Source organism: Phycisphaerales bacterium (assembly GCA_020852515.1).
GTDB lineage: Bacteria > Planctomycetota > Phycisphaerae > Phycisphaerales > UBA5793 > UBA5793.
In genome coordinates this window covers 56,375-76,867 of record JADZAS010000014.1, presented here as the reverse complement: position 1 = coordinate 76,867, position 20,493 = coordinate 56,375, and the positions used below count along the sequence as shown (strand labels likewise).

At 64.3% G+C, this 20,493-nt stretch carries 25 protein-coding genes; 17 read left to right on the top strand and 8 right to left on the bottom strand.

What is annotated here, in order from left to right; genetic code table 11:
• Nucleotides 1-6: 6 nt before the first annotated feature.
• The 3 genes from IT430_09245 to IT430_09235 are packed head-to-tail and all read right to left on the bottom strand — an operon-like array spanning nt 7 to nt 3,309.
• The gene (locus IT430_09245; GenBank protein ID MCC6908112.1) at nt 7-1,269 is read right to left on the bottom strand and encodes an efflux RND transporter periplasmic adaptor subunit; all 1,263 of its coding nucleotides are present in this window, start codon (nt 1,267-1,269) and stop codon (nt 7-9) included.
• Nucleotides 1,259-2,776, bottom strand: a complete 1,518-nt coding sequence (locus tag IT430_09240) for an efflux transporter outer membrane subunit (GenBank protein ID MCC6908111.1) — start codon at nt 2,774-2,776, stop codon at nt 1,259-1,261. The genes IT430_09245 and IT430_09240 overlap by 11 nt, the downstream gene beginning before the upstream one ends.
• Nucleotides 2,773-3,309 (bottom strand): MarR family transcriptional regulator, encoded by a 537-nt coding sequence (locus tag IT430_09235; protein ID MCC6908110.1) that lies wholly within the window; start codon nt 3,307-3,309, stop codon nt 2,773-2,775. The genes IT430_09240 and IT430_09235 overlap by 4 nt, the downstream gene beginning before the upstream one ends.
• A 582-nt stretch (nt 3,310-3,891) precedes the next feature.
• Between IT430_09235 and IT430_09230 the strand changes: the two genes are divergently transcribed.
• Entirely contained in the window at nt 3,892-4,401 is a 510-nt protein-coding gene (locus IT430_09230; protein MCC6908109.1) for a DinB family protein, read from the top strand.
• A 256-nt stretch (nt 4,402-4,657) separates the two neighbouring features.
• Nucleotides 4,658-5,944 (top strand): DUF4261 domain-containing protein, encoded by a 1,287-nt coding sequence (locus IT430_09225; protein ID MCC6908108.1) that lies wholly within the window; start codon nt 4,658-4,660, stop codon nt 5,942-5,944.
• Between the two features lie 81 nt (nt 5,945-6,025).
• Here IT430_09225 and IT430_09220 read toward each other — a convergent pair whose 3' ends face one another.
• On the bottom strand, nt 6,026-6,502 hold the full coding sequence (locus IT430_09220) for a hypothetical protein (protein MCC6908107.1): 477 nt from the start codon (nt 6,500-6,502) through the stop codon (nt 6,026-6,028).
• A gap of 139 nt (nt 6,503-6,641) precedes the next feature.
• On the opposite strand from IT430_09220, the gene IT430_09215 reads away from it, so the two are divergent.
• From IT430_09215 to IT430_09205, 3 genes are all read left to right on the top strand, one after another.
• Complete coding sequence (locus IT430_09215) at nt 6,642-7,115, top strand: DUF1801 domain-containing protein (protein MCC6908106.1); 474 nt, start codon at nt 6,642-6,644, stop codon at nt 7,113-7,115.
• Nucleotides 7,116-7,290: 175 nt separating this feature from the next.
• On the top strand, nt 7,291-7,779 hold the full coding sequence (locus IT430_09210) for an SRPBCC family protein (protein MCC6908105.1): 489 nt from the start codon (nt 7,291-7,293) through the stop codon (nt 7,777-7,779).
• Nucleotides 7,780-7,812: 33 nt separating this feature from the next.
• Nucleotides 7,813-8,247 (top strand): DUF1801 domain-containing protein, encoded by a 435-nt coding sequence (locus IT430_09205; protein ID MCC6908104.1) that lies wholly within the window; start codon nt 7,813-7,815, stop codon nt 8,245-8,247.
• Between the two features lie 28 nt (nt 8,248-8,275).
• Here the strand turns inward: IT430_09205 and IT430_09200 are convergent, their stop codons facing one another.
• Nucleotides 8,276-8,578, bottom strand: a complete 303-nt coding sequence (locus tag IT430_09200) for an MmcQ/YjbR family DNA-binding protein (protein MCC6908103.1) — start codon at nt 8,576-8,578, stop codon at nt 8,276-8,278.
• 398 nt (nt 8,579-8,976) lie between these two features.
• Between IT430_09200 and IT430_09195 the strand changes: the two genes are divergently transcribed.
• From IT430_09195 to IT430_09165, 7 genes are all read left to right on the top strand, one after another.
• Nucleotides 8,977-9,543, top strand: a complete 567-nt coding sequence (locus IT430_09195; GenBank protein MCC6908102.1) for a ferritin-like domain-containing protein — start codon at nt 8,977-8,979, stop codon at nt 9,541-9,543.
• 21 nt (nt 9,544-9,564) lie between these two features.
• Nucleotides 9,565-10,029 (top strand): SRPBCC family protein, encoded by a 465-nt coding sequence (locus IT430_09190; GenBank protein ID MCC6908101.1) that lies wholly within the window; start codon nt 9,565-9,567, stop codon nt 10,027-10,029.
• Between the two features lie 314 nt (nt 10,030-10,343).
• Nucleotides 10,344-11,126, top strand: a complete 783-nt coding sequence (locus IT430_09185; protein MCC6908100.1) for a hypothetical protein — start codon at nt 10,344-10,346, stop codon at nt 11,124-11,126.
• 84 nt (nt 11,127-11,210) lie between these two features.
• Nucleotides 11,211-12,239, top strand: coding sequence for an aldo/keto reductase (locus tag IT430_09180; protein ID MCC6908099.1), 1,029 nt, complete (start codon nt 11,211-11,213; stop codon nt 12,237-12,239).
• 59 nt (nt 12,240-12,298) lie between these two features.
• A complete protein-coding gene (locus tag IT430_09175) occupies nt 12,299-12,781 on the top strand; it encodes a hypothetical protein (GenBank protein ID MCC6908098.1) in 483 nt (160 codons plus the stop codon).
• Nucleotides 12,782-13,546: 765 nt separating this feature from the next.
• A complete protein-coding gene (locus tag IT430_09170) occupies nt 13,547-14,086 on the top strand; it encodes a hypothetical protein (GenBank protein MCC6908097.1) in 540 nt (179 codons plus the stop codon).
• Nucleotides 14,087-14,095: 9 nt separating this feature from the next.
• On the top strand, nt 14,096-14,248 hold the full coding sequence (locus IT430_09165) for a hypothetical protein (GenBank protein ID MCC6908096.1): 153 nt from the start codon (nt 14,096-14,098) through the stop codon (nt 14,246-14,248).
• 46 nt (nt 14,249-14,294) lie between these two features.
• On the opposite strand, the gene IT430_09160 is transcribed toward IT430_09165, so the two are convergent.
• Nucleotides 14,295-14,864, bottom strand: a complete 570-nt coding sequence (locus IT430_09160; GenBank protein ID MCC6908095.1) for a DUF1697 domain-containing protein — start codon at nt 14,862-14,864, stop codon at nt 14,295-14,297.
• A gap of 232 nt (nt 14,865-15,096) precedes the next feature.
• On the opposite strand from IT430_09160, the gene IT430_09155 reads away from it, so the two are divergent.
• From IT430_09155 to IT430_09145, 3 genes are all read left to right on the top strand, one after another.
• The gene (locus IT430_09155) at nt 15,097-15,426 is read left to right on the top strand and encodes a hypothetical protein (GenBank protein MCC6908094.1); all 330 of its coding nucleotides are present in this window, start codon (nt 15,097-15,099) and stop codon (nt 15,424-15,426) included.
• Nucleotides 15,404-15,703 (top strand): hypothetical protein, encoded by a 300-nt coding sequence (locus IT430_09150; protein MCC6908093.1) that lies wholly within the window; start codon nt 15,404-15,406, stop codon nt 15,701-15,703. The genes IT430_09155 and IT430_09150 overlap by 23 nt, the downstream gene beginning before the upstream one ends.
• A gap of 127 nt (nt 15,704-15,830) precedes the next feature.
• Nucleotides 15,831-16,181, top strand: coding sequence for a hypothetical protein (locus IT430_09145; protein ID MCC6908092.1), 351 nt, complete (start codon nt 15,831-15,833; stop codon nt 16,179-16,181).
• Nucleotides 16,182-16,220: 39 nt separating this feature from the next.
• On the opposite strand, the gene IT430_09140 is transcribed toward IT430_09145, so the two are convergent.
• Entirely contained in the window at nt 16,221-16,670 is a 450-nt protein-coding gene (locus IT430_09140; GenBank protein ID MCC6908091.1) for a CBS domain-containing protein, read from the bottom strand.
• Nucleotides 16,671-16,795: 125 nt separating this feature from the next.
• Nucleotides 16,796-17,200, bottom strand: a complete 405-nt coding sequence (locus tag IT430_09135) for an ASCH domain-containing protein (protein MCC6908090.1) — start codon at nt 17,198-17,200, stop codon at nt 16,796-16,798.
• Nucleotides 17,201-17,513: 313 nt separating this feature from the next.
• Here IT430_09135 and IT430_09130 point away from each other — a divergent pair, with 313 nt between their 5' ends.
• Complete coding sequence (locus IT430_09130; GenBank protein ID MCC6908089.1) at nt 17,514-19,943, top strand: hypothetical protein; 2,430 nt, start codon at nt 17,514-17,516, stop codon at nt 19,941-19,943.
• A gap of 253 nt (nt 19,944-20,196) precedes the next feature.
• On the top strand, nt 20,197-20,382 hold the full coding sequence (locus IT430_09125; GenBank protein MCC6908088.1) for a hypothetical protein: 186 nt from the start codon (nt 20,197-20,199) through the stop codon (nt 20,380-20,382).
• Nucleotides 20,383-20,493 lie beyond the last annotated feature (111 nt).

Here is a 20,493-nt window from a genome sequence, read left to right as displayed (position 1 = left end):
CGGCTCCTAATGCGGTGACTCGGGCTGTGGTGCCGCGGCCGGGGCGGCGGCTTCCACGGGCATGCCCGGCCGAATCTGTACGAGGTGATCGGTAATCACGCGCTCACCACTCCGGAGGCCCGATTCAACGATCCATTGGCCGTTTGACCAACCGCCCGGCGTCACGGGCCGCAGCTGGGCGACGCCTCCGTCCACGACGTACACCGCCGCCCCGTTGGGCGTCTGCAGCACCGCCGACTGCGGTACGGCGATGGCGCCCAGCCGCGACGCCCCGCCGATCCGCACCTGCACGAACTGGCCGGGAAGCAGGGTGCGGTCCGGATTCGGCACGGTGGACCTGATGACCGCGGTGCCTGTCGAGGGGTCCACGGCCACGTCTACGAAGTCGATGCGGCCCGGATGCGGGAACTCCCGCCCGTCTGGCAGCACCACGGTCACCGTGAGGTCTTCGATGCCAACGTCGTTCACCATCCCCTGTTCGGTCATCCGCTGCCAGCGCAGGAGGTCGCGCTCGCTCACGCTGAACCGCACGTAGAGCGGGTCAACCTTGCGAACCGTCGCAAGCAGCGGCTCGGCCTCCGGCGCCGGCCCGACAAAGCTGCCGACATCCTGTTGGCGCATGCCGATGACGCCCGTGATCGGAGACTCGACCGTCGTGTAACCCAGGTCAAGCTTCGCTTGCTCGATCAGAGCCCGCTGAGTCGCAACCTGGGCCTCTGCAACCCCGAGCGACTCTTGCGCTTGCTCGAGCTCATTGGCCGCAGCGTCCTGCTGCGCAGCCAGCTCCTGAAACCGACGGACCTGCCGCTCGGCGCGAGTGAGCACGGCCTGTGCCGATTGGAGACCAGCCTCGGCCCGCCTCAGTGCAATCTCGAACGGTTCGCGGTCGATCCGGAACAGCACCTGCCCCTCGGTAACGATCTGGCCCTCCTCGAATCCTCGCTCGATCAGGACTCCGCTGACCCGGGCGCGGATCGGCACGGTCTGCGACGCTTCCGTCTGACCGAGGAACTCCGCGGTGATCGGCACATCTTTGGGCTCGACCGTGAGGATGTTCACGGCCAGAGGGCCCGACGGTGGTGGTGCGCCGCGCGGCGCAGGCCCGTGTCCGCCGCGTGTCAGGTAGAAAGCAGCGAACGCGAGCACGCCAAGCAGCACGACTATGACGAGTCCGCGCCAGAGGATGTGCCGCAGCAAGAGCGTCTCTTTCGCATCGGCCTCCTCGGCCGGGGGTCGAAGATCTTCGGAGGGTTGGGTCTCATCCGCCATTGTCGCTTCTCCGGACTGGATCGGGCTTCGGCTCGCGGGGCATGCCCACGTGGAGCTCGCCGCTCACGGGCGCATCGTTGGGGTCGGCGAACTGGCCATTCAGGGGAACAGGCGGCGGCGCCTTGCCGTCCACGAGGGGAGGGCCGCCCAGGGCCAGATACAAGTTCAGGCGCTGGCGCAACCGCTCGAACCGCACCCCAAGGAGGAGCGACCGGGTGTCGTAGTCCCGCCGGCGGATCTGCTGGAGGTCGAGAATGCTCATGAGACCCTGCTCGTAGCGGTTGATCGCCGCCTCGCTCGCTTCCTGGAGCCGCGCGCTCGCATCCGCGAGGCTCCTCTCTCGCTCGCCGAGGAAGCGCGCGTTAGAGAGGGCCGACTCGACTTCGCTGAATGCGCGGAGCGCGACGGAGGCGAATTGGCCGAGCGCCTGACGCTGGCGCGCGTTGGCCGCCGCTTCCTGGGCCTGGAGCCGCCCGCCTTGAAAGAGCGGCGCGAGGATTTCCGCCGCGACCGAGGTGATGAAGTCCGACGGATCGATCAGCGTCCTGGCATCGGCCGTGAGGATCAGCCGCGGGAGCCGGGCGGCCCGCGCCGAGCGGACGTCGAAGTACGCCGCATCCACCAGCCGCTCGACGCTCCGCACGTCCGGTCGGCGTTCGAGCAGCTCGGCGGGCACGCTCACGGCGACCGGAGCGGAGGAGAATCGCGGCAGGGCTTCGGGGGCGGCATCGAGCTCGGCCGAGGGGTAGCGGCCCAGCAGGAGCTCCAGCGCCCGACGGGCCTCTCGCAGGGCGGACAGGTCGTCCTGAACGGCGGCCTCCGCGAGGCGCACGCTGGACTCGGCCAGGTTCAGGTCGAGGCTGGTGAGCAGCCCGGCTTCGACGCGCTGCCGGGTCGTGACGGCCGTGAACCGCTCGGCCTCCAGGAGCTGATTGTCGATCGCGAGCTGCTGCTGGGCGACGATCACGGCGAAATAGGCCTGCGCAACCGCGGCCGCGAGGGAATGCCGCGCCTGGATGAAGTCGAGCCCCGCGGACTCGGCCACCCGAGCCGCCGCCGACCTGTCCGCCCTGAGCCGGCCCCAGAGGTCCGCCTCCCAGGAAACCTGGAGGGCGGCGAAGTACTGGTCCTCGTCCGTTGAGCCGTCAAAGTCCGTGTGCCGCGCCTCGCCGACGCCGGCGGCCTGTGGGTAGAGGAACGAGGCCGCGATCCGCAGCCGGGCCGCCGCCTCCTCGAATCTGGACGCCGTCACGTACAGGTCCGGATTCCGGTCCCACGCCTCGCGAACGAGGGCTTCGAGCGTCGTGTCCCCGAGCTCCGACAGCCACCCCGCCCCGACCTCCATCGGCGTCGCATTCGCGGAGAGCTCCGAGAACTGGCCGGGCGTGCCGACGTGGCGCGCTGCGAGGTCATCGGGGGGCGGCGGCACGGAAAGGCAACCGGCCAGAAGCGCGGTGAGCGGCACCGTCGTCACCAGAAGAGTTCGTGAAGCAGACTTGCGGCTCATGTGCTCTCCCGCGATGCCGTGCCGGCGGCGCCCCGCGGCCCGTCGAGGCCGGAGCGGACCTTCTCAAGCAGTCCACGCAGTGTCCTCCGCTCGGCCGGGCAGACGCCCCGCATCAACTCCGAGAGCCGGCTCAGGTGCGCAGGAAGGATTTCATCGAGCAAGCGCCGCCCGGCCGGCGTCAGGTCGATGAGCGACACGCGGCGGTCCTCCTTGCTCGCGAAGCGACGCACCAGCCTGTCACGCTCCAGTCCGTCCACGAGCCCCGTGACGGTCCCCTTGGTCACCATGGCGGCCTCCGCGAGCTGAGAGTGCGTGGCGGGACCGCCGAGGTAAAGGAGGTAGCCCAGCACCCGCAGCCGCCCTTCGCTGATCCCGAACCGATCCAGGCTCAGTTGGAGCTGTGCTGACAGCTCTGCCGCCACGGCCCGGAGCAGCGCCGCAGCGGTGACATCGTCAGGGTCCAGACCCGGAACGCGCTCGGCGAGTTCCCGCAGGCGCTGATAGTCGGGGATGTACGGGGGAAGGTGACTCACGCGAGCGCGTTCCTCGATCGGTTTGGGGCCAAATGGTATGGCGGGCAACTACCATGTCAACCCCCAGAGGCCGGTGCGCCCAACGGGTGACTCACACGGCCCCGCCTGCGAACCCGTCCGACACGTCGCCTGCCCGCACCGCGTCCGTAAAACTCTCGCAGTTCGCCGCCGAAAGGTACACGGCAGGTTTGCCCTGCTCCCTCTGGTTCACTCCAGCGACACACGAGACGGGGGCGCCGATGGCTGCGACGCCGATCGCGTGGTAATCCCCTTCAGGCTTCTGTTGCGTGTCCTTATCGGGATCTGCTCGACGGGTGGAACCAACCGCCTGTGACCGCATTTCACGGTTTCACGGCCAGCAGAACCCGCGTTTCCGTCCCCCAGGAGCGGATTCCCTGCACGAAAAGTTCTATTGGCGTACTGTCACCCCGATTCACGCCTCAAGCCGCGCAGGTCAAGGACTTGCACGGCTTGCGTTTTTTTGAGAGCCTGAGCTCCCGCTCTTGGCGCGTGCTCTGGGCGTGGCGACCGTGCCGCCCGGCGATGACGAGCCCGACGCGTCCATCGTGTAGCATTCCTCGCATGAACCTCCACGACTCCTACGACACGATCGGTGCGATCCTGGACATCCACGCGATGATCAGTGGCTTGCTCATCGAAGCCGTCGAAGACGTGCCGGAATCCCGCATGACCGAGCAGCCGGGCGCCATTGTGAACCACCCGGCGTGGACGCTGTCGCATCTCAACGCGTACGCAGGAATGTTGCTGTCGATGCTTGATGACCCGAGTGTGCCGACGGCCGAGGCCGAGATGGAGCGGTTCGGGTATGGCACCACGCCCGTGCCCGACCTCGCTGCCTATGCGACGAAGCGCGAACTGCTTGACCAGTTCAGAGAGCGCAATGCGCGACTTGCCGCGGTCGTCGCCGAGAAGCATCAGGACTACTTTCCGAGACGCGCGCCGCAGAGGTTTCAACCGCACGCGCCGACCATCGGGCATATCGCCATCATGCTGCTGGTGGCGCACCCGCCGGACCACTTGCGGCAACTCAAGCAGTGGCGCCGCGCCGCTGGAATCGCCCAAAGCGCGTAAGGTGCGGGGTGACGAGAGTGAATACCACCAGCGCGCGACGCGAACAGGGTGAGTTTCGCGGAATGTGATATGTGTGGATGGCGAGGCCGCCTGAGCCGATTCGCCTCGACGGAGATCATCGGCTCGATCGACATCGTCGTGGGGCAGGTGGACCGGTAACCGATCGGTCGCTTCGATTCGCTTGAAGCGCGCTCCACGCGCTGTCGCGGCGGAACGTGCGGCCTATGAATAGATGTGAGAATCCGGAGGTCGCCAGATGCCGTGGATTTGCCTGACCCCTGCGTGTGCACGCCTGCGTTTGATCGCGGCCCAGTCCGTCGCGTGCTCTGCCCTGATCTTCGTGCTGGTCGGTATGGTCAGTTGCGGTCGCGGCGAGCCGGCGCCGACTTCTGTCGAGCCGGCGCGGCAGGCCGCGCCCGAGATTGCTGAGCCGGTGGCTCACTCGCCCGAGAGCTTTCGCGCGGATGTCGAGCGGCTCGTGTCTGCGGGCGACTACGACGGAGCCGTGCGACTGCTCAAGGGCGCCAGTGTCGAGCGTCAGGTCGAGCACGACGCGGCCGGCTACCTCGCCGTGGCTGAAGACATGATTGTGCTTCCCGGCGTGCCGGCCGACGTCGAGTATGATCGGGATCGCGACTGGGTCTTGCCCGGCACCTCGGATGTCATCGAGAACACCGCTTGGCAGAAGGCGGCGACGGAGTTTGCCGGCCGGTACAACGCGTTGCGCGCAAACCAGCCGGCCGAGGCTGAAGCAGCGCCTGCAGAGGCAGACGATTCGCCCATCCATCTCGCGTTCATCCTGCTCTCCAAGGCGCAGCTGCCCGAAGGAGAGGCGGTGGCGCAGGCGTTTCGCGAATTTGCAGCGCCCGATGAGACGATCCAGGTGGAGGGGGACGCGTCGGCGGATGACCCGGAGGATCGCGGCCTGTCGCTGAAACTCGGCACCGGCGAGGAAGGCATGGTCGTGGTGATGCCGATGGCCATACCCGGCGGCGAAGCGGAACAGTATGCGATGTTCAGTCTTTCGGCGATCGGCAAAGGCTGGGAGCCACCGCCATACAACGCGCATCTCGTCGTCATGCTCTACGCTTCTGGGAGGACGAGCCCCGCCGAGCGCGTCGCGCGGTTTACTTCGGTTCTCGCCGCCGTAACGAAGGCGTCCCCGGCGGTGGGAGTCTACTGGGGCAGCGCCGGAGCGACGCATGATTCTGAGTTCTTTACATCGGTCGCCGCCGATCACGACATGCGCATGCTGATCTGGTCCGGAGTAAGCGTGGCGCGACAGGAAGACGGTCGGCTCAGTCTGCTCAGCACCGGGATGGAGCAATTCGGATTGCCGAATCTGCTGCTCATCTCCGGCGAGACTCCGGCGGGCGAGGCGCTGCCTTTCATGTACGACCTTCTCTCCTACGTCGTGACGCGCGGTGAGGCGGTTCCGGAAGGCGACACCGTCGGCTGGACAGAGGAACAGCGCCTGCCTGTTCGCTACGTCGAGTCGCCGGTCGATCCGGAGAAGAAGGTGTTCTGCGTTGAACTTCCATAGCCGCGCGGCGGACGGCTGGCTGTTCGCAAGAAGTACTCAACGCCGGGGCGCGGAGAGCGCTGGGAGAAGTCCGGCGGCGAGTCACTGTCGCTCGTCGGCCGGTTTGATGATGAACTCGCCGAAGTCTTCACCCGTCAGCAGGTTCTCCAGCCGGAGCACTTCGAGCAGCATCGCCGGCTGTACGTTCTCCAGCGTGATCGTTTGACCGGCCTTGACCGAGACCGGGCCCATGACGACGCGCTCGCCGCCGTCGGTGATGCTGACGAGCACCTGATTACTGGTGATGTCATCGAGGTGCAGACGGAACTTGCCGCCGGGCAGCCAGGCGCTGGCGCGCTGCTTGATTGTGAGGGGCACGCCTTCGGCAGTCAGCGTGATCGCGGCAGACTCCTGCGGCCCGGGTTCAGGCGCGCCTGGCTGGCCCAGCGCTTTGGTGGCGGTTTCGACGCCCGTTTGCACCGCGCCGGTGATCGCGAAGATCGCCCAGACGATGCTTGCGCAAACTGCAACAACCGCGAGGCCGGCGAGCCACTTGAGCGGAGAGTGTGTTGCCTTCATCCGTCCGGCCTCTCTGAGGTTGGCCTGCGACTCTGTCGATTATAACCATTGATCGAACGCGAAGTTCATGTCGCGCGAGCAGTGGGCGAGCCGGGGCCCGCCGATTCCCGCTTCCCAGGTCGGCGGTAGAATCCCGCGCATGGTCCGCGAGTCAACATCGAAGGCGAAGTCAGGCGCGGCCGCGAAGGCGCCCCGGTTGCTCTCGGGCGGTAACCCGCAGATTCCCAAGGGCGATGGCGACGGGCCTGTGCGGGCGTACCTTGAGGCGATGCCGGGCTGGAAGCAACAGGTCGGCCGGCGCCTCGATGCGCTGATTGTCAAGACCGTGCCGGATGTGCGCAAGGCGGTGCGGTGGAACTCGCCATTCTACGGCGCCGGCGATCCGCAGCAGGGTTGGTTTCTCAGTTTCCACTGCTTCACGAACTACGTCAAGGTTGTGTTCTTCCGCGGCGCATCGCTGCGCCCGATCCCGCCCGGCGAGTCGAAGCACAAGGAAGTGCGCTACGTTCACATTCATGAGAGCGGGCGGCAGAGCGGCGAGCCCCTTGATGAGTCGCAACTGGCGGACTGGATTCGCCAAGCGGCGGCGCTGCCGGGCGAAGCGTGCTTCTAGCCCCGGTGGAACTCGGTAATTGCCGCGTGGTTGCGGACACACCCGCTGCCGCATGCTGATCCAAATCGGCCGAAGCGGACAGCGGGCTGGCCGGGGGCCGGCCTGACGACGAGCAACGCGTCGATGGCATAGACTGGCTTGAAGACTCCAAGAGAATCCCACTGGAGGTAAAGCGATGACCACAGAGAAAGCCGATTCAACCGAACACGCTGCCGCGCCGGGCACCATCCGCCTGCATCGGGTGCTCAAGGCGCCGCCGATGCGCATCTACAAGGCGATTCTCGATCCCGCGGCGAACTGCAAATGGCTTCCGCCACATGGTTTCACCTGCACCGTCCACCAGCTCGACGCGACCGTTGGCGGCACGTACAGGATGTCGTTCACCAACTTCTCTACGGGTAAGAGTCACGCCTTTGGTGGAAAGTATGTCGAGTTGAAGCCTGGCGAGCGCATCGTCGCGACCGATGTCTTCGACGATCCCGGCCTGCCGGGCGAAATGCGCACGACCTATTCGCTCACGCCAGTGTCGGTCGGCACGGAGGTGACGATCGTTCAGGAGAACATCCCCGCGATGATTCCGCCGGAGGCCTGCTACCTCGGCTGGCAGGAGTCGCTGGAACTGCTGGCAAAGCTCGTCGAGGCAGAGATTCCTGACGACATGTAAGCCGCGCGTGATGTTCAATGCACGGAGGGCGCGATGAACGCAGCCGCGGAGATCGACGCGCGGATCGAGGAGTTGATCGCATCGAGCGACTGGCGCGGCCAGACGCTGGCGACCGTGCGCGACCTCATTCGCCAGGCCGATCCGCAAGTCGTCGAGGAAGTGAAGTGGCGCAAGCCGACGAATCCGTCGGGCGTGCCGGTCTGGTCGCATGATGGCATCATCTGCACCGGGGAGATCTACAAGGACAAGGTCAAACTGACGTTTGCCGGGGGCGCCGCTCTCGAGGATCCTGCGGGTCTGTTTAATGCAAGCCTGGAGGGCAACACCCGGCGGGCCATCGACATCCGGCAGGGCGAGCGCGTTGATCAGCGGGCCTTCAAGGCGCTCATTCGCACGGCGGTGGCGATGAATGCTGCTGCCGCACCGCCGACCGCGAGCCGCTCGAAGAAGAAATCCCGAAGGCGCTAGCCGAAGGCCGTGCGGGCTCCCAACCGCGCTAATCGGTCTCATGCGCTTCCACGAGCCGCTTCGGCGCCGTGTTGCGCCATGCATCGCGCATGGCGCGGCGGAGTACGTTCGCCTTCGCGCCGGCGAGGATGACCTTGGTGCAGCCGCGCAGTCCCCACGTGCCGTTCACCGGCTCGAACATCGCCGGGTGAGCGTCGATGTACTCATCCTGCTGTTCGGGGGTGAGTTTCACCATGCCGTGTGCATCATCGTTCCACAGGCTGGCGAACACCTTCCCGCCAACGCGAAAGTCGGGATGTCCGCCGTGCGAACGCTCCTCGCTTTCAGGCATGCTCAACGCGATCGAACGGAACGCATCGGGGGACATTCGGAGCCTCGCAGGTGTTCGACGGGCGCGAACTGCGCTCGATCAGTTTTCAGTCTCGATTCCGCGTTCAGCGAGGAACTCGGTGGCGCTGGCGCTCGGCCTGCTCCCCGTAATTGTTCCACGATGCCCGCCACAACTCCACCGGATGAACCGGCGGACGGCGCGCCTATACGCCCGCTCATCCGATCCGAGATTCTTTGAGGAACCGTCGGAGCGTTTCGTCCGGGCCGATCCTGAGAGTGCTCGTGCAAGGCTGAGCCGGTCACGATGAGCAAATTCTCATGCCGTATTCACTCGCCATTCAGACGCGGCGTGCACTATTGCACACGCCTGTCACAACGCGGGCGAGCAAAGGAGCATCAATGAAACTGTCCAATCTGCACGACGTTCTGGTGGATGAACTTCGCGACCTCTACAACGCGGAGAAGCAGATCCTCAAGGCCCTGCCCCGGATGAGCAAGGCCGCGTCATCGACCGAATTGCAGAGCGCGCTCGAAGAACACCTGGCGCAGACCGAGAATCAGGTGGAGCGCCTCGAGCAGATCTTCGAAGAACTTGACATGGCCGCGCGCGGCAAGACCTGCCACGGCATGCAGGGCATCATCGAAGAAGGCAAGGAAGTGCTCGATGAGCGCAAAGGCAGCGATCCGGCCGCCATCGACGCCGCCCTCATCGCCGCGGCCCAGAAGGTGGAGCACTACGAGATCTGCGCCTACGGCTCATCGCGCACCCACGCCGAGCTGCTCGGGCTCTCGCGCGTGGCCGAGTTGCTCCAGGAAACCCTCGACGAAGAGAGCGAGGCCAACGAGAAGCTCGACGCCATCGCCCGCGACGGCGTCAACGCAGCGGCAGCCAATGGCGGCGCCGCACGCGGCGAGGCGGCCGAGGATGAAGACTACGACGAGGAAGACGAAGACACGGGCGACTGAATCTGCGCGGAGGAAACAGCCATGATCACCACCGACACCGACCGCATCGAAAAGGCGGTCGAACTCAATGCGTCCGTGGACAGCGTGTGGCACGCGCTCACCGACCCGGCCGCATTCAGCGATTGGTTCGGCGCCAACCTCGATGGGCGATTCGCGCCCGGACGCCACGTGAGCGGGCGGATGACCGGCGGCGCATTCGAGCGAACCAGAATCGAGATGGACGTCCAGCGCATTGAGCCGCAACGGCTGTTCTCGTTCCGCTGGCACCCCAATGCGATCGACCCCGAGGCGGACTATTCCGACGAGGAGCCGACGCTGGTCGAGTTCCGCCTCCGGCGCACGCCTGCGGGGACGCTGCTTCGACTGACCGAGTCCGGCTTCGATGCGATTCCGCCGTCGCGTCGTGAACAGGCCTACCACGCCAACCTCGAAGGCTGGACCGAGCAGCTCAAGAACATCGAAGACCACGTCGCCCGGCACCCATAGAAACCCTGCCAACTGGCACGGCCCCGTCTCCACGGACTACTGATTCCGGTGAGCGGGCGCTTTGCCATGCACCTGCCGCCTGGCCCGGGCAGGCGCCGCCTCTTGAACACGACTGGCTTGAATGGCACGCGACTCGGCCGGCCGCTCGCTGCGGCTGCGCCTGGCCAGGCGGCTGGCCCGCGGGCGGCGACCAGCTAAACTCACGGCCCGATTCAACAGCGGCTCGGTCGAGCCGGCTGCGTCTCGCGGCGTTCTCGATTCACTTCCTGGATGTTTCCTGGCAGATTTGAAACCTCTCACAGGACCGTACCCACATGACTCAGTCTCAGGTGATGATGCCCGACCGCGCTCGGGCCGGCCGAAGCTCCACTTCGGCTGCGGCGCGCTACTTCTATGCCGCCGCCGCGGCGGTGATGGTCGTTCTTGCATTCCTTGGCTTCAGCAAGTTCTACCTCCACGGACAGGCGTACCCCGGCCGAGAGATCGCGCCGCCGATTCGCACGCTGGTCATTGCGCACGGCGTGGCGATGAGCGCGTGGCTCATCCTGCTGCTGGTGCAACCGCTGTTGATTGTGGTGCGCAAGCACCGCGTGCACATGGCCCTCGGCCGCGTCGGCGCAGCGCTGGCGGCGGCCATCCTGGTGCTGGGCATCTGGGTGGGCATTCAGTCGGCGCGCTACACGCCGCCCGAGGCCGTCATCTGGGGGCTGTCGCCAAAGCGCTTCATGGCTATTCCGCTCATCGGCGTGAGCGTGTTCGCCATCTTCGTCGCGCTGGGCGTCGTGTACCGGCGCAAGCCGCGCATTCACCGCGCGATGATGATCACCGCGACGCTGTCGGCCCTGGCCGCGGGCGTGAGCCGCATCGATGCGCTGAGCAACCTCTACGTCGGCACGGCCTGGGAGCAGTACTTCGGCCCGTTTCTGATGACGATGGTCTTCGCCGTGGCGCTCTGGCTACTGCGCTGCGCCGTGACGCGCTCCATCGACCGCGCGCTGGGCATCGGCGTGGCCAGCCTGATCGCGATCTCGCTGCTGACTATGCAGGTGGCGCGAACCGCTGCGTGGGAGTCGTTCGCCTCGATGCTGGTCGGTTGAGACTCTTCATCTGTCCTCGCTGATACAATGCCGACAGCGGCGCGCTATGCGCTGCGCCCGGGCCATCAATTGAGGAGAGAGCTCATGCAATACCGGCGACTCGGAGCGAACTGCGGCGTGCGCGTCAGCCCGCTGTGCCTGGGCACGATGAACTTCGGCGCCATCACCGGCGAGAAGGATTCGTGGGCCATCATGGACCACGCGCTCGCCGAAGGAATCAACTTCTTCGACACCGCCAATGTCTACGGCCGCGCGTTCTGGAGCGCCGAGCAGAAGGGACAGGTCGGCCTGACCGAAACCGTCATCGGCAACTGGTTCGCCCAGGGCGGCGGACGGCGGCAGCGCACGGTGCTCGCCACCAAGGTCTACGGCCAGATGCAACTGGCCGAGGGCTACGACCCCGACCGCGAAGGCGGCCTGAGCGCCCGGCGAATCATCCTCGATTGCGAAGCGTCGCTGCGCCGCCTGCAGACGGACTACATCGATCTCTACCAGATGCACCACATCGATCGCGCCTGTCCGGTCGAGGAAGTCTTCGAGGCATTCGATGCGCTCAAGAAGCAGGGCAAGGTGCTCTACATGGGCTCGAGCAACTTCGCCGGCTGGGACATCGCTCGCTACAACGAAACCGCGCGGCGCCTGGGAACGCCGGGCCTCGTGAGCGAGCAGAGCATTTACAGCCTGCGCGTGCGCGCGATCGAGGCGGAGGTCGTGCCCGCGTGCCGGGAGTACGGCGTGGGCATCATTCCGTGGAGCCCGCTGGGCGGCGGGCTGCTCGGCGGCGTGCTGGGCAAGGATGCAAGCCGGGATGCGAGCCAAGGCTCGCGCCGCACCGGGCCGCGCATCAACGAAGCGCTGGACAAGTGCCGCGCACAGGTCGAGCAGTACGAAGCGCTGTGCAGCGAACTGGGCGAGTCGCCCGCGAACGTCGCGCTGGCGTGGCTGCTGCACAACCCGGTCGTCACGGCGCCGATCATCGGTCCGCGCACCATGGAGCAGTTCACCGGCTGCCTCCGCGCGATCGAACTCAAACTCGAAGACGCGACACTGCAGAGCCTCAACGAAATCTGGCCCGGCCCCGGCGGCGAAGCGCCGAAGAATTACGCGTGGTAATGGGCGCGGCACATTGAAAGCAGCGCGAGCAGCCGAACGCGGCGTGATAGGATCGGATGATGCGCAAGCGCCTGCGAAGCACGATCAAGTGGGGCGGGACGGTGCTGACCGTGCTGCTGCTTGTCTTGTGGTGGGGAAGCGCGTGGATGGCATTTGGCATCGATCACACTCCGCAGTTCGGAGCGAGCGTCATCGGTGGTCGAGTTTCCATTGACTGGTTTGAGAACGGGAAGTTCCCTCCGCGCACCACTGAGTGGAAGGGGCCGGTCTGGCATCAAGCGCCGTTTCGACTTGGCTTTCGGTGGCAACGCAGCACGAATCCCTGGGGAGTCACATCCACCCATATCAGTCTTCCAATCTGGTCACTGGTGCTGCTCGCCGGTTTGTCGACTGTGCTGACTTGCTGGAGATTGGGAACAGCGCCGGCGATAGGACACTGCATCAACTGCGCCTACGACCTGCGCGGCGTCGCGCATGAAGTCTGTCCGGAGTGCGGCTCAGCACTGCCGGTGCGCAGCGCGAGCGGGGCAACCGATGCCTGAGCGGCGCGGAGCATCGCGGCGGCGCATATGGACGAAGCGACTCGTCCTTTGCCTGCTGCTTGGTGCCCTCTTCCAATACCTGGTTGCAATCGCGTTCAGTCTCTCTCGTGGGCGAAGCGGACCCATCGTACAGATATGGTGGCTGGAAGGCGATCGGAGCGGTGTCGTGTTGAAAGCTTCCATAAACGTGCGATCATCTCGTTCGTTCGACTTTCTGTGGAGCAATCACAATGGCGGTACACTTTCCGATTGGCCGGAGTTGGACGGTGATGCCTGGTATTACTGGAGCGAAGCAGGACCTTGGCGGAAGGTCGAATCTGGCGGCATGACGTCTCATGTTGATCGCGACTTTCGAAAACCTCCAACGTGGTCGCGCTTTCGGCAGCTGGAGGGTCGCCGCAGCCTGGAGGCATGGGCCCCTCAGTCCACGGCGTTCATCTATGAATACGCGTTTGGCCTGCCGATGCGCTCTGCGATGTACACGGAATTCGAGTCGTCAAACCGACACGACGCACTAATCGTCCGCGACGGGATTGCACTATCTCGAACTGCAACGCGTGTCCTGCCATTGAGGATCCACTGGCCCGGCGCGCTGGCGAACACGGCTGTTTACGGCGCAACACTTCTCCTCATCTGGTTTCTGGCCAGGATGGTCGGGGCGGCATGGCGAAAACGGCGCGGCCGGTGCGTGCATTGCAACTACGACCTCCGCGGTGCGGATCACGCCGTGTGCCCGGAGTGCGGCGCACATCGCCAAGATGAACGATGAGCAGCAGCCAAACCAACCCGGTGCACCGAGTCCGCTCGCTGGCGGTGGTCATTGGCGCGTTGGGACTGTACCTGGGCTCATTCTTGTATGAGGCGCAGTTTGAGATTGCCGCATTTCCGAGGGTGCATTTCGCATTCAACATCGGATGGGGAACGATCGAGTTTCCCGATTGGGTGGTGTTTGATGCGCCACCGTCTTTTGATGTGGATTTTGAAAGGACAGGCACGGTTCGTTCTCATGATCTCCGTCGCAAGATCGGCTGGCACACACTGATTCCCAAAGCCGTCGCCCGGGTCAATGGGGTACGGATGGTCAGCGGAGCACGCATTGCGCCGCTCTGGCCGTTTGTCGTGGTCATCATCGCGTTCCGGTGGCGCGCCTTGCGTTCGTTCCTGGCCACTCCGACAGGATTCTGCCACAAATGCGGCTACGACCTGCGCGGGGCCGCTCATGAAGTCTGTCCCGAGTGCGGGGAGCCCCCACCCCAGCCCTCCCAGGCAAAGCCGGAGGAGGGAGTCGATAGTTCCGCGCTGTAGGATCACGCGATGCGCAGCCGTCTGCAAAGCACCATCAAGTGGGGCAGTGCTGCACGTGTTGCTGAAGAGTTACATGATTGGCGCGCCGGTTCACCGCTGGAATTCCACGATGTAACCGGTGTCGCGATGGTTCCTCCGCGCACTCCGCGGTCTTTGCAGTGAAAAACCCTGCCTGGACCCTCTGGAGCGCTGAAGGTGCGACGCGTGCTCAGGCGCAGCCCAGCAGCGCGCCGAGTTTCGTCACCGTGTTCCAGTTGCGCACGGTGCACGTTGTGCCCAGCGTCGAGTCGAGGTAGGCGCTGGTCAGTTTCGTTCGCGCCATGCCGCTGGGCGTGTGCAGGTAGATCTCGCGGCCGCGAACGCTGAACGAATCGCCCGGCGAGCGATCGGCGTCAAGGCTCGCCACCTGCCCGGCCGTTGGGCGCTCGGCGAGAAACCCCACGTGCAGCGTCGCCGCGTTCACGCCGGGCCTTGCAAACGGATTGGCCTTGAGCACGTCGGCCATCTCTTTGCGCGAGCGCACGACGACGACGGGCTCGAAGCCGAATTCGCGGCCGATGCAGCGTGGCAGTTCCTTGGCCAGAGTGCGCGCCAGATCGGCCCTGCCCGTGAAGAGCACGTTGCCGCTCTGGATGTAGGTCTGCACCGAGCCGCAGCCGGCTTGTTCGAAGATTGCCGCCAGCGCCTTCATCGGCACGATGCGCTTGCCGCCGACGTTGATGCCGCGCAGCAGGGCCACGTGAGTCAGCGCGAGATCGCTTCGGCGGGCGGCGGGCATCAGGCGATTCCTGCGTCAACGGATCCGACGACAAACATAGGCGCCCGGCCCCTGCGCCAGCGCCGCCACCAGCATCTCTGCCGACGCAGCCGCCTGATGCTGGATGCGCTCGATGTCTCGCCCCGGCCACGGCGCGGCGGCTTCGTGCATGAGCAAATCCCTCAGCCCGGCCGCTGCACCGCCGGCCGTATCATCTCGGTCGGCTGTCCCGATCAGGAGTCTGGAGGCCCGCGTGCCCGATGTGGCCATTCACGAGGAGTTTCCGGGTGGCTCGCTGAGCACGGCTATCGCAGTCAGGAATGCCCAGGCCCTCCGCGCCATGCTCCTCGATCGCGGCTTGTGCGAAGTCCACTTGCGCTGCCGGCAGGGCGGAAACTCCACGATCTTCCGCTCAGTGGTCGTTGCGAGTCTCTCTGAAGACGACTTCACCTGGCTGACGGAGGCAGTTGTGGGCGACTACCGCTATGTCTGCTGCCGCATGCCAGGCGCGCAGAGCCCCAGGCTCTCAGATCCCACCGCCTCAGCAAAGGAACGCCTGGATGTCCGAGGTTCAGATCTGTGAAGGTTTCGACGGCTCATCAGTCAACTCCACCATCGACGTCGCCAACGTCGAGGAACTGCGCGCCCACCTCCGCCGGCGCATCGGCGATGACACGCTCTTTGCGCTCGAAGAAGCCAGCCGGGGCGAATCGCGAGTGGAGCGCAAGTCCACGGCCGCCTCTCTGACCAACGCCGACTTCCACTGGCTCACCACCGCGCCCGAGGGCGCCTGCCGGTGCGTGCGCATCGAACCGCGACCCACCCCGACGGCCGAGCCGCCGCCGCAGGTCAGTGCCTGAGCGCCGCGCGGGTTTCGCCGCGCGCCGCTCGATCTTGACCGTACTTGCGGGCAGGTTCTAAGATGCTCCCTGCGGGGCCGTGGTGTCCCCGCTTCAGAGGGAATCCCCGCTTCAGAAGGTGACCACCATGGCTGTGTTCCACCTGCGCCGCTCCAGCGACGACCGGTACTACTTCGTGGCCTACGCCCGATTCGGCCCGCGCCTGATCCAGAGCGGCTCGTACGGCACACCCGCAGCAGCCCGCCACGCGGTCGAAATCTGCCGCACCGCCTCCTCCGACAAGTCGCGCTACCAGCCCCTCGAGTCCGGCCGCGACAAGTACTACTTCAACATGACGGATCTCTCCGACGCCTATCTCGCCACGAGCGACACCTTCGACACCATCCACCGGCGCGATGAGACCATCAACTACTGCTGCGAACGCCTGCCCAAGGCCGGCTTTACCGATGAGACGCTCACGCCGCCGTCTGCGGACTGACGCCGCGGCGGACCGCTGAGCACGCAGGGCCGCCATCGGCTACTGCTCGGAGCCGGGCCCGAAGCGCCTGGCCGTCGGCTCGGATACATCCCGAAGCAGTTCGGCGGTGCGGCCTTCCGACGCCTTCAGCGCGATGTCCGCCTGCGAGATGATGCCGCAGCAGCAGCCGCTTTCATCCACCACAGGTACGCGGCGGACCCGGTGCTGCTCCATGGTCTTGCAGCACTCTTCGATGTCATCGTCAGGGTGCACCGTGATCACCGGCGAGGTCATCACATCGCGCGCATGAACAGTCAGCCCGTCGCGCCCCTGCGCCACCGCGCGGCAGGCGATGTCGCGATCAGTCACCACGCCCACGGGCCGCCAGTTTTCATCGACCACGGGAATCTCGCCGCAGTCGCGGTCGATCATCATCCTGGAAACCTCCTGCAGGTTCGCTCCAGGATCGCAGCACGTCACATCGCTCGTCATGCATTCGCTGACTTTCATGGGGTTCTCCTTTTGGACACCCGATGCTAGCGGCCGCAGCAGCCGCGCCGGCTGGGGCGATTGCCCATGCCGCGTCGAGGGTTCCACCTCCCGCAAAGCAGCGGCGCCGCCTTCTCGCGCATCCCTCACGCCGCGCGGAACCACACGGGCTGCGGCCGACTGCCCCTGGGCAGCGCCCGCGGCCGCTTGTAGCGCCGCACCGCAGTGAGATGCCACTGCCACCAGCCGTCTTTAAAGATGCAGTCGCAGATGACCGCCGAGCCGACGAGCACGCCGGTCGGTAAGTCTGAAGGGGTGAGGGGGTGAATGGGTGAGTGGGTGTCCGCGGCGGCGCTGGTTCCTGGCTCTGACACCCCATCACCGTGACACCCCATCACCCACTCATGCCCGGCCACGCCGGCCCACTTGCGAGCCGCATAGATGGCAAACCGCCGCCCAATCACCCGCGTCGGCCGGGAGCGGTACTCAATGGTCTTGTCCCCGCGGAGAATGAGTTCGGCGTAGGGTTGGCGAATGGAAAGGGCCAGCATAAGGGCCGTATCGGCCCGATGGGGCTGGTTCTCCTCTCAACTTTCTCCCGCTCAACTCACTCGGCGCAGCCGCGCCGTGTCGGCCCGGTTTTCCTGATCGATGTGCTCTAGACACCTTTCCCAGCCCCTCGCTGGGGCGTAGGGTTGACGGATGGAAAGGGGGGTCACAAAGCTCGCTTGTCCGGCCCGAATTCCGCTGCGCGGGACCGTGGCTCGGGCGGCGACGCGCCGCCGTGCCAGCTCCAGATTCTGATCCTCGCTGCAATAATGGAAGAATGGATGAGCGGACGCTGGGGCCCTTGGGAGTAGACAAATGAACGAACCTCAAGAGCAGTCTTGGGTTGCCGATGACGCGTTCCACAAGTTCCGGACGATTCGGCCGTCATTCTCGTCGGGCCAAGATGCTAATGAAGCAACTACGCGAATGCGCGTTATCGACCAGATTCTCTTTGAAGTGTTGGGCTGGGATCGCGCTCGGGTGGATACAGAAACGTTTGCTCGTGATGTGGGCTTTGCAGACTACGTATTCGATCACCGCGCCTCGAGAGCACTAGTTCTTGAGGCAAAGCGGGAGGGCACGACGTTTCTAGTGTCAGGCGATCAGTACCCTGATCGACCGGTCAGTTTCTCATTACTTGCTAGCGAGTCAAAAACCGCGGCCGCGGCTTTGCGTCAGGCTGCCAACTATGCAAATTCATATGGAAGTCGTTACGTCGCAATCACCAACGGACATCAGTGGGTATTCGGGCTCACATACGTGCCTGGAGAATCGATCGAAGACCGGCGGGTTTTTGTGTTTGAGTCGCTCGACGCGATCGAGCGGAAGTTTCGAGTGTTCTTCAAGTGCCTGAGTCCGATCGGTCTGCTCTACAACGCGGTGATTGGCCAATTGTTCCGGTCGCGTACTGACCCTGCACCCTCAAAGCTATCCGCAAGCATTGCTGGGTATCCTGTAGTCCGGACCGAGGCAGCGATACGCAATCATCTACGAGTACCATTGCAACTCATTTGGGAGGAGGTGAACCAAAACGATTCGGATCAATCATTTCTGCAGGAATGCTACATCACACCTGGAAAGGCGGACGGTACGTTACAACTCGCGCAGGAGTTGATTGATCAGCGAAAGCGCACGGATGCAATAGTTGCAGAAAAGGCGGCGCGAGCAAGCGATGTCGGCGACCTACTTTCCGCAGCAAAGTCTCCGGAGAAGCCTATCGTGGTGCTCGGGAGAATCGGGCACGGAAAGTCAATTTATTTGCAGTACCTGCGTCAAGTGCGCGCCAAAGAGTCATTAGAAAAGTACATACAGATCGACGTTGACTTCCTTGACCGTCCCGAAACGCCTGAGGCAGTCGCGGATTACCTCTACGGCGAGATTGAACGCCAATTGCTTGAGAATTACGGTATTGACATCTACGATGACGCAACGGTGCGTGGCGTGCTCCGCTTACCGACTCTGCGGTTCCGAAAGTCGGTTGAAGGAACACTTGCAGCGCGCCAAGGGCAAGCCCAACTGGAGGAGGCTGAGGCACAATTTCTTGCAAACTTCGTCAGAGACCGGCAAATCTATCTCAAGCATGTCTTTCACCATTTGCGATCTGGGCAGGGACACTCCGTCTCGGTATTCTTTGACAATATCGATCGGAGGATTGACGCCATTCAAGAGGAGGCTGCGCTTCGAGCGTCTGCGGCCGCTCGGGATTGGTCGGCGCTTGTGTTCATTTGCTTGCGCCCGGGCACGCTCCAGAGATCAAACTTAGACGGCGCACTTGACTCAATTGCTCCAAAGATCATCTCCATCGCGCCTCCAAAAGCGGCAGTTATGCTCCGCAAGCGCTTTGATTATGCTGCATCGCTGGCGCGCGGGGAAAACCAGCGAATAGAAGTGGTCCGCGCGGCGCTCGGAAAGGAGGTTGCTTGGGACCTAGGGAGCGCTGCGGAGGTATTGGAGTGTTGCGCCGATTCGGTGCGTCGGCGCGCAGAGCTTGGGTCCATGTTCACCGGAATCGCGAACGGCAACAACCGTGTCCTCATTCAATACGTTCGGCAGATGTTGATTAGTGGCAATCTGAACACCCAGAAAATACTTGAGCTGTGGCGATCTGGTGGTTACACGCTGAGGGAGCACGAGGTTGCGCGTGCAATCATCTTTGGCGATGCAATCCACTACGACCCCAATGACTGCAAATTTCTTAATCTGTTCGACATTGAGACATCGGATCCGCGAGAGCACTTTCTGCTTTTAGTCATATTGGAATTCATGAATCGGCACTACGAGGGTACTCAGCGGCACGGGTATTGCACGATAGAGGAGATCGTTGGCCATGCCTGTGGCTCCGGGTATTCGGCCGAGAGCGTCTTTGCGGGACTTCGGCAGTTGTTCGAGAGGGAGTATTGCGAGGGCGTCCGATTCGAGTCAAATTGGGAGGCAGTTGGCGACCGACTGAGGCTAAGAGACCGTGGAAGGTATCATATCACGAGTCTTGTGAAGTCATTTGTGTATCTAGATGCCGTTGTTGTGGACACGCCCATTCTCGACATGGACGTGCGTCGGCGCATTCGCGACGTCGACACAATTAGCGAACGACTGGAGCGGGCTGCCGTCTTTCTGCGTTACCTGGATGAGTCGGCGAAGGCAGTGGGAACGTCCGATTTCATGCGTGTTTGGCCGGAAATACACTCCGCTATTGCCAATGACATTGAGGACATCCGTCCACGGCTTCAGAGCACCGTTGTGTCCTAGCGTTAGCAAGTAGCTCAGGTGCAGCCTGACAGCCGGCCGTGTGCCGGAGCGGGACCGGGCGAGGGAACTCGCGGGGCCGGTGTCTCTGCGGGCGCGCCACCGCCCGCCGGGCGTCGCGGGTCGGGCGGGGGGGGCGACTGGAAAGTTCATTTGCGGCCGGGAGCGGGCGGCAGAGCCACCCGTAGAATGCTCGGACCTGCCGGCACGAGCGAATCTCAACACGCGCCCGCAATCACTCTGAGCGGAGATCCACATGGACAGGGACGAGATGTTCGAAGCGGCCCAACGGGTACTTCTCCACTTCGCGGACAACAAAACCCCTGAATGGAAACGCATCCGCAAAGAAATTCAATGGACCATCTTCTGGCCGTTGGCGAAAGCGGTCTTTCTGTTCTGGGTGGCATGCGTGGCGATCGTGATGATGGCCGGTAGCAGGTAGGTCAGGCGACCTGACAGTTGGGCTTATGTTGGAGCGGGATCGGGCGGGGGGCTCGCGAGGCCAATGTCTCTGCGGGTGCGCCACCGCCCGCCGGGCGTCGCGGTCCGGGCG

Coding starts and splice junctions, on each gene's coding strand:
- IT430_09135 (MCC6908090.1), bottom strand. CDS start 17,200: ATGCTGGCCCTTTCCATTCGCCAACCCTACGCCGAACTCATTCTCCGC.
- IT430_09245 (MCC6908112.1), bottom strand. CDS start 1,269: ATGGCGGATGAGACCCAACCCTCCGAAGATCTTCGACCCCCGGCCGAG.
- IT430_09170 (MCC6908097.1), top strand. CDS start 13,547: ATGAGCAGCAGCCAAACCAACCCGGTGCACCGAGTCCGCTCGCTGGCG.
- IT430_09145 (MCC6908092.1), top strand. CDS start 15,831: ATGGCTGTGTTCCACCTGCGCCGCTCCAGCGACGACCGGTACTACTTC.
- IT430_09125 (MCC6908088.1), top strand. CDS start 20,197: ATGGACAGGGACGAGATGTTCGAAGCGGCCCAACGGGTACTTCTCCAC.
- IT430_09205 (MCC6908104.1), top strand. CDS start 7,813: ATGAACGCAGCCGCGGAGATCGACGCGCGGATCGAGGAGTTGATCGCA.
- IT430_09190 (MCC6908101.1), top strand. CDS start 9,565: ATGATCACCACCGACACCGACCGCATCGAAAAGGCGGTCGAACTCAAT.
- IT430_09140 (MCC6908091.1), bottom strand. CDS start 16,670: ATGAAAGTCAGCGAATGCATGACGAGCGATGTGACGTGCTGCGATCCT.
- IT430_09160 (MCC6908095.1), bottom strand. CDS start 14,864: ATGCCCGCCGCCCGCCGAAGCGATCTCGCGCTGACTCACGTGGCCCTG.
- IT430_09180 (MCC6908099.1), top strand. CDS start 11,211: ATGCAATACCGGCGACTCGGAGCGAACTGCGGCGTGCGCGTCAGCCCG.
- IT430_09230 (MCC6908109.1), top strand. CDS start 3,892: ATGAACCTCCACGACTCCTACGACACGATCGGTGCGATCCTGGACATC.
- IT430_09195 (MCC6908102.1), top strand. CDS start 8,977: ATGAAACTGTCCAATCTGCACGACGTTCTGGTGGATGAACTTCGCGAC.
- IT430_09210 (MCC6908105.1), top strand. CDS start 7,291: ATGACCACAGAGAAAGCCGATTCAACCGAACACGCTGCCGCGCCGGGC.
- IT430_09200 (MCC6908103.1), bottom strand. CDS start 8,578: ATGCCTGAAAGCGAGGAGCGTTCGCACGGCGGACATCCCGACTTTCGC.
- IT430_09240 (MCC6908111.1), bottom strand. CDS start 2,776: ATGAGCCGCAAGTCTGCTTCACGAACTCTTCTGGTGACGACGGTGCCG.
- IT430_09130 (MCC6908089.1), top strand. CDS start 17,514: ATGAACGAACCTCAAGAGCAGTCTTGGGTTGCCGATGACGCGTTCCAC.
- IT430_09215 (MCC6908106.1), top strand. CDS start 6,642: ATGGTCCGCGAGTCAACATCGAAGGCGAAGTCAGGCGCGGCCGCGAAG.
- IT430_09225 (MCC6908108.1), top strand. CDS start 4,658: ATGCCGTGGATTTGCCTGACCCCTGCGTGTGCACGCCTGCGTTTGATC.
- IT430_09165 (MCC6908096.1), top strand. CDS start 14,096: ATGCGCAGCCGTCTGCAAAGCACCATCAAGTGGGGCAGTGCTGCACGT.
- IT430_09175 (MCC6908098.1), top strand. CDS start 12,299: ATGCGCAAGCGCCTGCGAAGCACGATCAAGTGGGGCGGGACGGTGCTG.
- IT430_09150 (MCC6908093.1), top strand. CDS start 15,404: ATGTCCGAGGTTCAGATCTGTGAAGGTTTCGACGGCTCATCAGTCAAC.
- IT430_09220 (MCC6908107.1), bottom strand. CDS start 6,502: ATGAAGGCAACACACTCTCCGCTCAAGTGGCTCGCCGGCCTCGCGGTT.
- IT430_09185 (MCC6908100.1), top strand. CDS start 10,344: ATGACTCAGTCTCAGGTGATGATGCCCGACCGCGCTCGGGCCGGCCGA.